The organism is Streptomyces sp. NPDC002232 (assembly GCF_042890295.1).
Lineage (GTDB): Bacteria > Actinomycetota > Actinomycetes > Streptomycetales > Streptomycetaceae > Streptomyces.
This window is the reverse complement of record NZ_JBIARV010000007.1, coordinates 376,470-389,716: the sequence shown is the minus strand read 5'-3', so window position 1 is coordinate 389,716 and position 13,247 is coordinate 376,470. Positions and strand designations below refer to the sequence as shown.

Below are 13,247 nucleotides of genomic sequence, written 5' to 3'. Positions count from 1 at the left end.
CCGCGCCCCCCTGTCCGGGGCGCGGCGCGGTGGCGTTCGGGCCCCCTGTCCGCGGCGCGGCGCGGTGGCATTCCGGTCCGTACGGCCTCCGGCCCCCCTACGGGAAGAGGTCCTCCTGGGCCGCGTCGCGCGCCCCGAGCAGGGCGCCGCGCAGGACGGCCGCGTCGCCCAGGGCGGTGGCGCGGACCTCCGTCCGCAGCGGGGACAGCGCCGCGAGTTCGGCTTCCACGCGCGCGGCGAGGCCGGGGCCGCCCTGGTGGCCGGTCTCCCCGGCGAGGACCACGCAGCCCGGGTCGAGGACGGAGACGACGGCGGCGGCGCCCACGGCGAGGCGGCGGGCGAGCGCGTCGAGGAAGGGCTCGTGGTCCGAGGCGAGCGCGCCGGCCGGGTCGAGGCCGTGCGCGGCGGCCAGCGTGCCGACGGCCGAGGCGCAGGCCAGCTCGTGGAAGCCGCCGTCGCAGCCGGTGGCCGAGGGGAGCCCGGAGGTGCCGGGCACCGGCAGGAAGCCGATCTCCCCCGCGCCGCCGGAGGCGCCCCGGCGCAGGCGTCCGTCGAGGACGACGGCGGCGCCGACGCCCTGGCCGAGCCAGAGCAGGACGAAGTCCTCGCGGTCGCGGGCCGCGCCCTCGCGCAGCTCGGCGACGGCGGCGAGATTGGTCTCGTTCTCGACGAGGACGCGGGCGGGCAGCCGTTCCTGGAGGACCCCGACGAGCCGGCGGTGCCAGGCGGGCAGCCCCGAGGAGTCGCGCAGCTCGCCGGTGGCCGGGTCGATGAGTCCGGGGGCGCCCACGGCAACGCTGTGCAGCCGGTCGGCGCCCGCCTCCTTCACCGTCCGCTCCAGGAGCGCGACCGCCTTCTCGACGGCGGGTCCGGTGCCGTGGTCGTCGCCCACGGGGACGGCGGCCCCGGCGAGCGTCGAGCCGAGCAGGTCGGTGACGGTGACGGAGACCGAGCGGGTCCGGACGTCGAGGGCGGCGAGGTGGGCGCGGTCGGCGACGATCCCGTACAGCTTGGCGTTGGGGCCGCGGCGCTCGGCCCCGGACTCGCCGACGACATGGACGAGGCCGGAGCCCTGGAGCCGCTCGACGAGGTCGGCGACGGTCGGGCGGGAGAGCCCGGTGAGCGTCTTGAGCTGAGTGGCCGTCAACGGGCCTTCGTCCTGGAGCAGTCGCAGGGCGAACCGGTCGTTGATGGCTCGTGCGGTGCTCGGGGATGCGGCCATGCGGCGATCCTCTCAGACGCGCGTGGGAGGGAGTCCCCTCCGCCGTCTATTTATCAGGCAGGGTTCCTGATAGTTTACGCGGCACACCACGACCCCAGGGAGGGACCATGGCGGCGGAGACCGTCACCAGCACCGATCGCCTCCGGCGGGCGCGCTTCGCGGTCGCCGCCGTCTTCTGCGTCCACGGCGCGGTCACCGGCAGCTTCGCGACCCGGATCCCCTGGATCCAGGAGCACGCGGGCGTCAGCGCGGGGCAGCTCGGGCTCGCCCTCGCCTTCCCCGCCCTCGGCGCCTCCCTGGCGATGCCCCTGGCCGGGGCCGTCTCGCACCGCCTCGGCGCCCGCACGGCCCTGCGGTTCCTGCTGGCCCTGTGGACCCTCGCGCTCACCCTGCCCTCGCTCGCCCCGAACGTCTGGGGGCTGTGCGGCGTGCTCTTCGTCTACGGCGCGACCGCCGGCATGTCCGACGTGGCGATGAACGCCCTCGGCGTCGAGACCGAGAACCGGCTCGGCAAGTCCATCATGTCGAGCCTGCACGGCATGTGGAGCGTGGGCGCGCTGCTCGGGTCCGCCGCCGGCACGGTCGCCGCCCACCTCGGCGGCGACGCCCGGGTGCACCACCTGATCGCGGCCCTGGTGCTCACGGCGCTCGGCCTGGTCTTCTGCCAGGGCGTGCTGGATCTCCGCAGCACCCCGGAGGAGGAGCCCCCGCCGCGCTTCTCGCTGCCGCCGAGGTCGGCGCTGATCATCGGCGCCATCGGCTTCTGCGGGGTGTTCGCGGAGGGCGCCAGCCTGGACTGGTCGGCGGTCTACCTGCGGGACGAGCTGGGCAGCCCGGCGGGGCTCGCGGCCGCCTCCACGACTGCCTTCGCGCTGACCATGGCGGTGGCGCGGCTGGCCGGGGACCGGGTGGTGGACCGCTTCGGCGCGGTCCGCACGGTACGGGTCGGGGGCGCCGCCGCCACCCTCGGCGGGGTCCTGGTGGTCCTCGCCCCGCACGCCGCCGTCGCCCTGACCGGATTCGGCCTGATCGGGCTCGGGATCGCGGTCGTCGTCCCGCTGGCCTTCGCCGCCGCCGGGCGCAGCGGCCCGAACCCGAGCCAGGCCATCGCGGGCGTCGCCACCATCACGTACACCTCGGGGCTCATCGCTCCCTCGGCCATCGGCGGCATCGCCGACGCGACCTCGCTGGTCTTCTCCTTCGGCCTGGTCACCCTGCTGGCCCTGGGACTGGTGCTGGGCGCCGGTGTGCTGAGGACCGGCGGGCGTGAGGCGGCCTCGAAGACGCCGGAACCCGCGCGGAGCGCCGGGCCGGTGGCCTAGCAGGGGGCCGAGGGGGGCCGGGCGTCCGGGGAGGGGCTCTGGTCGATCACGCCCCGCGCGCGGCCCGATCGACCGGACACCCCGTGGCGTGGCCATCGGCCGCCGCGCGCGGAACGGGACCGGGGATCCGCTCCCGCGCGCACGAGCTCCCCGGTCCGGCGGTGGCGCATACCATGTGGCTGATCTTTTGCGGTCGCGACGCGGCCGCCGACCACCGGAGAACGGGAGCGACCTCATGAACCTCGGCGTGCGCTGGACCCTGCACGGCGACGGGAGAACACCCGCTCCGGGGGCCGTCGTGCGCCCGGACGAGCGGCTCTCCTGGCCCCGTACGGCCGGCCTCGGCGCCCAGCACGTCGTCGCCATGTTCGGCGCGTCGTTCGTCGCCCCGGTCCTGATGGGCCTGGACCCGAACCTCGCGATCATGATGTCCGGCGTCGCGACCGCGATCTTCCTGCTCGCGACCCGCGGCACCGTCCCGTCCTACCTGGGCTGCTCGCTCTCCTTCGTCGGCGTCGCCGCCGCCATCCGGGCCTCCGGCGGCACCAGCGCCACCGTGACCGGCGCGATCCTCGTCGTGGGCGCCGTGCTCTTCCTGGCCGGCCTGGCCGTGCGGAAGTTCGGCGCGCGGATCATCCACGCGGCGATGCCGCCGATCGTGACCGGCGCGGTCGTCATGCTGATCGGCTTCAACCTGGCCCCGGTCACCGCCTCCACGTACTGGCCGCAGGACCAGTGGACGGCGCTGCTCGTGATGCTGTTCACCGGCCTGGCCGTGGTCTGCCTGCGCGGCTTCTGGTCCCGGATCGCGATCTTCCTCGGCCTGGTCTTCGGCTACGCCATCTCGTGGATCTTCGACCTCGTCTTCGGCAGGATCCACTCGATGTCCCCGAGCGGTCAGGTCACCGACCACTGGCGGCTCGACCTCTCCGGCGTCGCCAAGGCCGACTGGGTCGGCCTGCCGTCCTTCCACGGGCCCAGCTTCGAGTGGTCCGCGATCCTGGTGGCCCTGCCCGTGGTCATCGCCCTGATCGCGGAGAACGCCGGTCACGTCAAGGCCGTCGGCGAGATGACCGGCGACAACCTGGACGACAAGCTCGGCACCGCGATCGCCGCAGACGGCGCCGCCTCGATGCTGTCGAGCGCCGTCGGCGGCCCGCCGAACACCACGTACTCCGAGAACATCGGCGTCATGGCCGCCACCCGCGTCTACTCGACCGCCGCTTACTGGGCCGCCGCGGGCTTCGCCCTGCTCTTCGGCCTCTGCCCCAAGTTCGGCGCCGTCGTCGCGGCGATCCCCGGCGGGGTCCTCGGCGGCATCACCGTGATCCTGTACGGCATGATCGGCCTGCTCGGCGCCCAGATCTGGATCAACGCCAAGGTCGACCTGCGCAATCCGCTCAACCTCGTCCCGGCCGCCGCCGGCATCATCATCGGCGTCGGCGGGGTGAAGCTGACCTTCACCGACACCTTCGAGCTGGGCGGCATCGCGCTCGGCACGATCGTCGTGATCACCGGCTACCACGTGCTGCGGGCCTTCGCGCCGCCGCACCTGAAGACCCAGGAACCGCTCCTGGACTCCGGCACCAGCTCGTACGAGACCGGCGCGGACGACGCGTCGAAGAGCTGAGTGATTCGCCCGTTCTGGGTAAGCCGGGCCCGATGAGTTCCCTCCCGGGCCCGGCTGCTGGGAGCCTGCCCCCATGGCGCAGACCCAGCAGCTCGGGCAGCAGACCGGACCGTGCGTCGGCCCGTTCGTCGCGGTCGACCCCGTGGTGGACCGGATGCGGGCACTCCGCTCGGCCTGGCATCCGGCCGACGGGGTCGCCGTCTTCAACCGGGTCTATCTGACGGTCACCGAGGAGATCGGCCACGCCATCGCGGCGGGCACCTTCGCCGACCGGCGGGCCGCCGCCACCCTCGACGTGCGCTTCGCCGAGCGGTACCTCGCGGCGGTCGACGCCGCCGCGGCCGGCCGGGCCGCCCCCGCCTGCTGGCGGCCCCTCTTCCACTACCGGCGCCATCCCGGCGTACGCCCGCTCCAGTTCGCGCTCGCCGGGATCAACGCGCACATCGGCCACGACCTGGCGCTCGCCGTGGTCGACGCCTGCCGGATCCTGGAGTGCGCCCCGGCCGACCTGGAGGACGAGTTCGACCGGGTCGGCGATGTCCTCGTCCTGCTGGAGGAGCGCATCCGGGAGGAACTGATGCCGGGCCCGGACCTCCTGGAGGTCGCGGACCCGCTGACGCATCTGCTCGGCTGCTGGAGCCTGGACCGGGCCCGCGACGGGGCCTGGCTCGCCGCCCGCTCGCTGTGGCAGCTGCGGGGGCTGCCCGACCTGGCCGAGGAGTTCACCGAACGCCTCGACCGGTCGGTGGGCCTGGTGGGGCGGATGCTGCTCACTCCCCTGGCCGGGCCCTGACGGGGATCAGTCCTCCGGCAGCTCGACCGGGGCGATCTCCTCGTACACGTCGCCCGGACCCGGGTTGGTGCCGTCGGTCGCGCCGCCGAAGTGGTGCATCACGCCCCAGACCGCGTTGAGCGCCGTCTGCACCGCGCCCTCGGCCCAGCCGGCCGTCCAGGAGATGTCGTCGCCGGCGAGGAAGATGCCCCGCTTGTCCTCGGGCAGCCGGTCCTGCATGAAGTGCGTGAACAGACGGCGCTGGTAGCGGTAGTGGCCCGGCAGGTTGGCCTTGAAGGCGCCCATGAAGTAGGGCTCGTTCTCCCAGGAGACCGTCACCGGGTTGCCGATGATGTGCTTCCGGATGTCGACCTTCGGGTAGATCTCGCCGAGCGACTTCAGCATGACCTCCATGCGCTCGTTCGCCGAGAGCGGCAGCCACTTCAGGCTGTCGTCGCACCAGGTGTACGAGAGGCAGATGACGGCCGGCTTGTCCGGGCCCTCGTCCAGGAGGTAGGTGCCGCGGGTCATCCGGTCGGTCAGCGTCATCGACATGACGTCCCGGCCGGTGTCCTCGTCCTTGTCCAGCCAGAACGGCCGGTCCACCGGCACGAAGAGCTTCGAGGACTCCATGTAGTGCGTGCGCTCGATCGCCGTCCAGTGGTCGATCGGGAAGAGCGAGTCGTCACAGGCGATCTTGGACAGCAGCATCCAGGACTGGGCGGTGAAGATCGCCGCCTGGAAGGTGCGGATGTCACCGGAGGCGTCGGTGACCGTGATCCGGTTGCCGGCGGTCCGGTTCAGCCGCGTCACGGCCGGCTTCGGGGCGCCCCCGTGCAGGGAGCCGAGCGAGGTGCCCGGCGCCCAGTGGACGATCTTCTCCGGCTCGCGCTCCCACAGGCGCAGCGGCAGCTGCTGCGAGCCGCCCACGATGCCGCGGTGGTGGTCGTCGGCCTCGGTGTAGACGACGCGGAGGATCTCCAGGATGGAGTTCGGGAAGTCGGTGTCCCAGCCGCCGGTGCCGAAGCCGACCTGGCCGAAGATCTCGCGGTGCCGGAAGGACTTGAAGGACTCGGAGTCGCAGAGGAAGCCGTAGAAGGTCTGGTTGTCGAGCTTCTCGACGAGCTTCGACCAGATCTCGCGGATGCGCGGGACGTCGCGCTCGCGCATGGCCTGGTTCATGTCGGAGAAGTCGGCGCCCTCGTCCAGACAGGCGTTCCACGCGTTCATCACGTCGCGGTAGACCTGCGGGAGGTCGTCGACGGTGGTGGCGTAGTGCGACTCGCCCTTCAGGTCGACGACGGTCGACGGGGTCGACTCGGCGAGCGGGTTCGGGAAGGGCTTGGTCTCCAGGCCGACCAGGTCGATGTAGTGCTGGAGCGCCGTCGAGGAGGGCGGGAAGCGCATCGCGCCCATCTCGGCCGTGAGCTCCTCGGTGCCGGTGCCCTCGAAGCCGACGGTGCGCAGCCGGCCGCCGATCTGGTCGGCCTCGTAGACGACGGGCTTGAGGCCCATCTTCATCAGCTCGTACGCGGCGATGATGCCGGAGAGGCCGCCGCCGATGACCGCGACCTCGGTGCCGTGCTCGGTCGCCGGTATCTGGCCGAGACCGGCCGGGTGGGCCAGGAAGTCGTCGTAGGCGTAGGGGAAGTCCGGACCGAACATGGTGATCGGCGGCTGGCCGTCGCTGTGGGGGACGGCGGTCGTGGGCACCGTGGACGTCATGGGGTACGGACTCCTTGCACGGAAAAAGGGTGAGGCGGGGAGGGCGGGGCGGCGCGGGGCCGGTCAGACGAGGGGGCCGTAGAGGCCGGGGCGCCGGTCGCGGAGGTAGGGGTTCTCCTCGCGGGAGGCCGCGAGGAAGGCCGGGTCGACGTCGCCGAGGACGAGGTCCTCACCGCGTCCGGCACGGGCCCGGGCGGTGCCGTCGGGGCCGGCCAGGGTGGAAAGGCCGACGAACTCGAAGTCGCCCTCGGGGCCGGTGCGGTTGGCGTACGCGATGTAGAGCTGGTTCTCGAAGGCGCGGACCGGCACCACGGAGAGCGGCACGACCTCCGCGGGGTGCATGAGCGCGGTCGGGACGAGGAGGAGGTCCGTGCCGGCCAGCGCGTGCGCCCGCACGTTCTCGGGGAACTCGACGTCGTAGCAGATCATCATGCCGACGGTGAGCCCGCCGAGCTCCGCCTGGACGACGGCCCGGTCCCCCGGGGTGAACCAGGTCAGCTCGAAGTCCCCGAAGAGGTGGGTCTTGCGGTAATGCACGAGGGGGACGCCGTCGGCGCCGACGAGCTGCGCGGAGTTGTAGAGCACCCCGTGCCGCTCGGTGTCCCGCTCCGGGTAGCCGTAGCCGACGGCCAGTCCGTGGCGCACGGCGATCGCGGCGACGGCGCGGGCCGAGGGGCCGTCGGACGGCTCGGCCAGGCGCGCGGTGTCGGCGCCGATGGCGTAGCCGGTGAGGAAGAGCTCGGGGGCGAGCAGCACGTGCGCGCCGGCGGCCGCGGCGCGGCCCGCCGCCTCGTCGAGGGCCTTGAGGTTGGCGGCCACGTCACCGAGCTCACCGGAGCTCTGGAGCAGGGCGGTGCGCAGCGCGGGCATCGGCGTTCCTCGGGGGTCGAGAGTTGAGGGGGAAGACGTCAAAAACGGTACGGTTTCGCACTCTCCCGGGACAAGGCGGCAGCGTTGCGGACCGACCGTCGAACCGTTGCGCGATCGACGGCCCGCGCGTCGATTCGTTGCGTACGGCTCCGCCCGGGGGTGGACGACCTCCCCGCCGGGCGGCGGAGGCGAGGACCGTCCTGCGGCGCGACGCCCGGGCGCGGCCCGGGCGGAAGAGTGGTGGTCGTCCGGGAGACCCGCCGGACGACCTGCCGAAGGGGGCCACGACGCACCGTCGTACGCGGATCGGGTGACGGCGGGAACCCCCGAGGACGGGAACGACGGAGGGGCGGTGCGGGAAGGAAGGACGGAGGCCCCGCGCGGCGCCGACGGTGGTGCGGGAACGACGGAGGGGCGGTGCGGGAACCACGGCCCGCACCGCCCCTCCCTCCCGTAGCTGCCTACGCGGGCGAGCCCGAGGAGAAGCGCCGCAGCAGCGGCGAGAGCACCAGGACGGACTTGGTGCGCTCCACGAAGGGCTCGCCGGCGATGCGCTCCAGGACGCGCTCGAAGTGGCGCATGTCCGAGGCGAAGACCTGGACGACGGCGTCCGCGTCACCGGTGACGGTCGACGCGGACACCACCTCGGGGTACCGCTCCAGACCTCGGCGGATGTCGTCCGGCGAGGTGTTGTGGCGGCAGTAGATCTCGACGAATCCCTCCGTCTCCCAGCCGAGCGCCGCCGGGTCCACCCGTACGGTGAATCCGGTGATGGCGCCCTCGGCCCGGAGCCGGTCCACGCGCCGCTTCACGGCGGGCGCGGAGAGTCCGACGAGCGAGCCGATGTCGGCGTAGCTGCGGCGGGCGTCCTCCGCGAGGGCGTGGACGATGCGTTCGTCGAGGTCGTTGAGTCGCACTACGGGTGGATCACTTCTGTTCGGTGGCCAGACGGGAGCGGCGCATGCCGTACAGGAAGTAGAACACGAGCCCGGCGGCCATCCAGCAACCGAAGACCGCCCAGGTGATGGCGTCGAGGCTGAACATGTTGTACGCGCAGAAGAGGAAGCCGAGGACCGGGAAGACCGGGCCGAGGGCCACCTTGAAGGTGCGGGGCATGTCCGGGCGCGTCCGGCGGAGCACGATGACCGCGATGTTGACCAGGGCGAAGGCGAAGAGCGTGCCGATGCTGGTGGCGTCGACGAGCTTGCCGAGCGGGATGAGCGAGGCGAGCAGACCGCAGAAGAGCGAGACGACCACCGTGTTGATGCGCGGGGTGCCCGTCTTGCCGCTGACCTTGCCGAAGAACTTCGGGACCAGGCCGTCGCGGGACATCGCGAAGAGGACGCGGGTCTGGCCGTAGAGGACGGTGAGGACGACGCTGGCGATGGAGATGACCGCGCCGGCGGCGAGCATCGTGCCCCAGAAGGTCTGGCCGGTGACGTCGTTCATGATCGCGGCCAGGGTGGCCTCGGAGCCGTCGAAGGCCTTCCAGTGCCAGGCGCCGACGGCGACGGCCGCGACGAGGACGTAGAGCACGGTGACGATGAGCAGCGAGAGCATGATCGCCCGCGGCAGGTCGCGCTTGGGGTCCTTGGCCTCCTCGCCGGCCGTGGAGGCGGCGTCGAAGCCGATGTACGAGAAGAACAGGGTGGCGCTCGCCGCGCCGACGCCGGTCATGCCGAGCGGCATGAAGTCCTTGTAGTTGCCGGACTTGAAGCCCATGAAGCCGATCGCGCAGAAGATCACGAGGGTGACGATCTTCACCGCGACCATGATCGTGTTGACGACGGCGGACTCGCGGGCGCCACCGAGCAGGAAGACCATCGCGAGCATGACGACGATCAGACCGGGCAGGTTGATCACGCCGCCCTCACCGGGGGCGGAGGAGAGCACGTCCGGGATCGTGACGCCGATCGTGCCGTCGAGCAGCTCGTTGAGGTACTCGCCCCAGCCGACGGCCACGGCGGCGACGGAGACGCCGTACTCCAGGACCAGACACCAGCCGCAGACCCAGGCGACGAGTTCACCCATCGTTGCGTACGCGTACGAGTAGGAGGACCCCGCGACCGGGATGGAGCCGGCCAACTCGGCGTACGAGAGGGCCGAGAAGAGGGCCGTGAGACCCGCGATGACGAAGGCGATCGTGACGGCGGGGCCGGCCTTCGGGACGGCGTCGCCCAGGACGACGAAGATGCCCGTGCCGAGGGTGGCGCCGATGCTGATCATGGTCAGCTGCCACATCGAGAGCGAGCGGCGAAGACTGCCGCCCTCACCCTGGCCACCTTCGCCGACCAGGCGTTCCACCGGCTTGCGCCGGACGAGTGCGCCGAGAGCCGAGGTCTTCGGGGTGGTCGATTTCTCGACCGGCGGGGCTGCGCCTTGATCCAGCACTGCGGAGGCTCCTTATCGCTGCCTGGGGGGACGGAGGCGACCGCGGCGGTACGTGGGCATGCCGAAGCAGGTCCACGGGGGACGGGAACCGCCGAGCAGGCGGTCGCCGCCACTCCTGGTACGGGGCACGAGCCTAAGGGGCGGAGGTTCGCAGTCGTAATGCAGGGTTGTTGCGCAGTACCGGATGATCATTGCGCGCTTCGGGCGCAGACGGGGGAACATTGCGCTCCCCCGCATGAATCGACACATCGGGGTGTGAACCGGCCCCCGCGCGCGTATGGACTCCTCATGCCGTATGACCGACGCTGCGAGCCCCTGACCGCCCCACGACCGGAGGTCCCGTTGGCCTGGCTCGACCCGGCGCCGTACCTGCGCGGCACCGCCTGGCTGGACGGGGACCGGCCCGTCCGCGCCGACCCCGAGGACCTCGCACGGCTGCCGTGGGACATCGCCGAGCGGGCCGCGCTGCCCATCGGCGTACGGATCGAGTTCACGGCCTCGCCCGGCACGCGCGCGGTGGAGCTCCGCTACCGGGCGGCCGTCCCCGCGACCGACGACCCGCTGCGGGCGCTGCGGCACTGCTTCGCGCTCTGGCAGGGCACCCGGCTCGTGGGCGAGACCTGCGCCGCGCCGGCGCGGGAGGGCGTCGTGAGGCTCCCGCTGCCTCCGTGCGGGGGCGACTTCACGGTGTACCTCCCGGAGGCCCAGGCGCCCGTGCCGATCGCTCTGCGGGCCGTCGGGGGCGTCCTGTCCCCCGCTCCCGAGCGGCCGCGCTGGCTCGTGCACGGCGACTCCATCACCGAGGGCTGGTGGTCGACGCGTCCGGCGCATTCCTGGCCCGCGACGACGGGACGGCAGCTCGGCCTCGACCCGGTGAACCTGGGGTACGCGGGCGGGGCGAGGGGCGAGCTGCCCCTGGCCGAACAGCTGGCACGGCTCCCCGGCGACCTGATCACCCTGGCGTTCGGCACCAACTGCTGGTCCCGGGTTCCCGCCACCGCCGACTGGCTCTACGCGACGGTCCGCGCCTTCGTCGGCCTGGTCCGCCGGGGCCATCCGGAGACGCCGCTGCTCATCGTCTCGCCGGTCCTGCGACCGGAGGCCGAGCACACCCGCAACGCCCTCGGGGCCACGCTCACGGAGCTACGGCGGGCGATGGAGCGCGCGGGCCGGGACCTGGCGGCGGAGGGCGACCCGCACCTCCACGTCCTCCCGGGCGGACCGCTGCTGGACCCGGAGCACCTGGCGGACGGGCTCCACCCGAACGACGCGGGGCACGCGCGGCTGGCGGCGGCGGTGACGGACGCGCTGCGCGGCCTGTTGAGCGCCCCCCGCTGACGCGCGGCCGCCGCGCGCCTGCGCCGCGACTGGGCCGCCGCACGCTGCCCCTGTGCGCCCCCGCCACGGCTGGGCCGCCGCACGCTGCCCGTGCGGGCGCCTGCCCCGTGCGGGCCCGCGCTCTCCGGCGGGGCGCTCGCCCGCTGCCCGTGTGGGCAATCGTCCCGCTGGGGCGGGACGGGTGGGCACACGGGACGGCGCCCCTCGCGGCGCCTCCGCCTCATGTGCCTGGGCCGCACCACGCGTGACGGGCACCTGTCGGTGCGGGTTCAGGCGCTACAGCCTCTGGCGCCGGCAGGGCGCTGGTCCGTTGTGCCCACCCGTTCCGCCCCGGCGGAACGCATGCCCACAACGGGCGGGCGCGGCGCCCACAACCGCAAGGCGCGGCCCGCAAACGCCCGTGGGCCCCGGGACGGCGGTCTCGGGGCCCACGGTGGCACGAAGCGGCTAGCTCCAGCTCGCGTGGAGCGGCTTGCCCTCCGCGTAGCCCGCCGCCGACTGGATGCCGACCACCGACTTCTCCTCGAACTCGGCGAGCGACGCCGCACCGGCGTACGTGCAGGAGGACCGCACGCCCGCGATGATCGAGTCGATCAGGTCCTCGACGCCCGGACGCTGCGGGTCGAGGAACATGCGCGAGGTCGAGATGCCCTCCTCGAAGAGCGCCTTGCGGGCGCGGTCGTAGGAGGACTCGTCGGAGGTCCGGTTCCGGACGGCGCGGGCCGAGGCCATGCCGAAGGACTCCTTGTACGCGCGCCCCTTGGCGTCGTGCTGGAGGTCGCCCGGGGACTCGTACGTCCCGGCGAACCAGGAGCCGATCATCACGTTGGACGCGCCGGCGGCGAGCGCCATGGCGACGTCGCGCGGATGACGGACACCGCCGTCGGCCCAGACGTGCTTGCCGTACTTCTTCGCCTCGGCGGCGCACTCCAGGACGGCGGAGAACTGCGGCCGGCCGACGCCGGTCATCATGCGAGTGGTGCACATGGCGCCGGGGCCGACGCCGACCTTGATGATGTCGGCGCCCGCCTCGATGAGGTCCTTGACGCCCTCGGCGGCGACGATGTTGCCCGCGACGATCGGGACCTGCGGGTCGAGCGCCCGCACGGTGCGGATCGCGGCGATCATCGACTCCTGGTGACCGTGCGCGGTGTCGATGACGAGCGTGTCGACGCCCGCGTCGAGGAGCTGCTTGGCCTTGCCGGCCACGTCGCCGTTGATGCCGACGGCGGCGGCGATCCGCAGCCGGCCGTTCTTGTCGACGGCCGGGCTGTAGAGCGTCGCGCGCAGGGCGCCCTTGCGGGTGAGGATGCCGACGAGCTTGCCGTCGGCGTCCACGGCCGGGGCGTAGCGGCGGTTGGCGCCGTCGAGGGTGGTGAAGGCCTCGCGCGGGTCGATGTCGGCGTCCAGGAGGAGCAGGTCCCTGGACATGACCTCGGAGAGCTGGGTGAAGCGGTCCACGCCGGAGAGGTCCGCGTCGGTGACGACGCCCACCGGGCGGCGGTTCTCGTCGACGACGACACCGGCGTCGTGGGCGCGCTTCGGGAGCAGGGAGAGCGCGTCGGCGACCGTCTGGTGCGGCTCCAGGACGATCGGCGTGTCCAGCACGTGGTGGCGGCTCTTCACCCACGAGATGACGTCGGTGACGACCTCGATGGGGATGTCCTGCGGGATGACGACCAGGCCGCCGCGGCGGGCGACCGTCTCGGCCATCCGGCGTCCGGCGATGGCGGTCATGTTGGCGACGACGAGCGGGATGGTGGTCCCGGTCCCGTCGGGCGAGGAGAGGTCCACGGCCTGGCGGGAGCCGACGGCCGAGCGGCTCGGCACCATGAACACATCGTCGTACGTCAGGTCGTAGGGCGGCTTGACGTCATTGAGGAAACGCACGTGCTGACATCCCAGTCGTTCGGATCGGCCCCTAGGCATTTCAGCCAGGGGAAAAAGCACGTAGTTCATTGTCCCACGCCTGTACGA

At 72.8% G+C, this 13,247-nt stretch carries 10 protein-coding genes; 4 read left to right on the top strand and 6 right to left on the bottom strand.

What is annotated here, in order from left to right; translation table 11 throughout:
* Positions 1 to 97: 97 nt before the first annotated feature.
* Positions 98 to 1,222, bottom strand: a complete 1,125-nt coding sequence (locus ACFYXU_RS33480) for an ROK family transcriptional regulator (RefSeq protein WP_376514244.1) — start codon at positions 1,220 to 1,222, stop codon at positions 98 to 100.
* Positions 1,223 to 1,329: 107 nt separating this feature from the next.
* Between ACFYXU_RS33480 and ACFYXU_RS33475 the strand changes: the two genes are divergently transcribed.
* The 3 genes from ACFYXU_RS33475 to ACFYXU_RS33465 all read left to right on the top strand — a co-directional run bounded on the left by ACFYXU_RS33475 (position 1,330) and on the right by ACFYXU_RS33465 (position 4,967).
* Complete coding sequence (locus ACFYXU_RS33475; RefSeq protein WP_376514245.1) at positions 1,330 to 2,544, top strand: MFS transporter; 1,215 nt, start codon at positions 1,330 to 1,332, stop codon at positions 2,542 to 2,544.
* Positions 2,545 to 2,779: 235 nt separating this feature from the next.
* Entirely contained in the window at positions 2,780 to 4,174 is a 1,395-nt protein-coding gene (locus tag ACFYXU_RS33470; protein WP_329854616.1) for a solute carrier family 23 protein, read from the top strand.
* 73 nt (positions 4,175 to 4,247) lie between these two features.
* Positions 4,248 to 4,967: a DUF5995 family protein gene (locus tag ACFYXU_RS33465; protein ID WP_389461373.1), complete on the top strand. Its 720-nt coding sequence runs from the start codon at positions 4,248 to 4,250 to the stop codon at positions 4,965 to 4,967.
* A 6-nt stretch (positions 4,968 to 4,973) separates the two neighbouring features.
* Here the strand turns inward: ACFYXU_RS33465 and ACFYXU_RS33460 are convergent, their stop codons facing one another.
* The 4 genes from ACFYXU_RS33460 to ACFYXU_RS33445 all read right to left on the bottom strand — a co-directional run bounded on the left by ACFYXU_RS33460 (position 4,974) and on the right by ACFYXU_RS33445 (position 9,932).
* Positions 4,974 to 6,671 (bottom strand): flavin monoamine oxidase family protein, encoded by a 1,698-nt coding sequence (locus ACFYXU_RS33460; RefSeq protein WP_389461370.1) that lies wholly within the window; start codon positions 6,669 to 6,671, stop codon positions 4,974 to 4,976.
* 63 nt (positions 6,672 to 6,734) lie between these two features.
* Positions 6,735 to 7,541 carry a carbon-nitrogen hydrolase family protein gene (locus tag ACFYXU_RS33455; RefSeq protein ID WP_389461368.1) on the bottom strand — a complete coding sequence of 269 codons (807 nt, stop codon included), beginning with the start codon at positions 7,539 to 7,541 and terminating at the stop codon, positions 6,735 to 6,737.
* Between the two features lie 461 nt (positions 7,542 to 8,002).
* Positions 8,003 to 8,458 carry an Lrp/AsnC family transcriptional regulator gene (locus ACFYXU_RS33450; protein WP_015032260.1) on the bottom strand — a complete coding sequence of 152 codons (456 nt, stop codon included), beginning with the start codon at positions 8,456 to 8,458 and terminating at the stop codon, positions 8,003 to 8,005.
* Between the two features lie 10 nt (positions 8,459 to 8,468).
* Positions 8,469 to 9,932 (bottom strand): amino acid permease, encoded by a 1,464-nt coding sequence (locus ACFYXU_RS33445; protein ID WP_389461366.1) that lies wholly within the window; start codon positions 9,930 to 9,932, stop codon positions 8,469 to 8,471.
* Positions 9,933 to 10,220: 288 nt separating this feature from the next.
* Between ACFYXU_RS33445 and ACFYXU_RS33440 the strand changes: the two genes are divergently transcribed.
* Positions 10,221 to 11,270 carry a GDSL-type esterase/lipase family protein gene (locus tag ACFYXU_RS33440; RefSeq protein ID WP_389461364.1) on the top strand — a complete coding sequence of 350 codons (1,050 nt, stop codon included), beginning with the start codon at positions 10,221 to 10,223 and terminating at the stop codon, positions 11,268 to 11,270.
* Positions 11,271 to 11,717: 447 nt separating this feature from the next.
* Here ACFYXU_RS33440 and ACFYXU_RS33435 read toward each other — a convergent pair whose 3' ends face one another.
* A complete protein-coding gene (locus tag ACFYXU_RS33435; RefSeq protein WP_376516229.1) occupies positions 11,718 to 13,160 on the bottom strand; it encodes a GuaB1 family IMP dehydrogenase-related protein in 1,443 nt (480 codons plus the stop codon).
* Between the last annotated feature and the right edge of the window lie 87 nt (positions 13,161 to 13,247).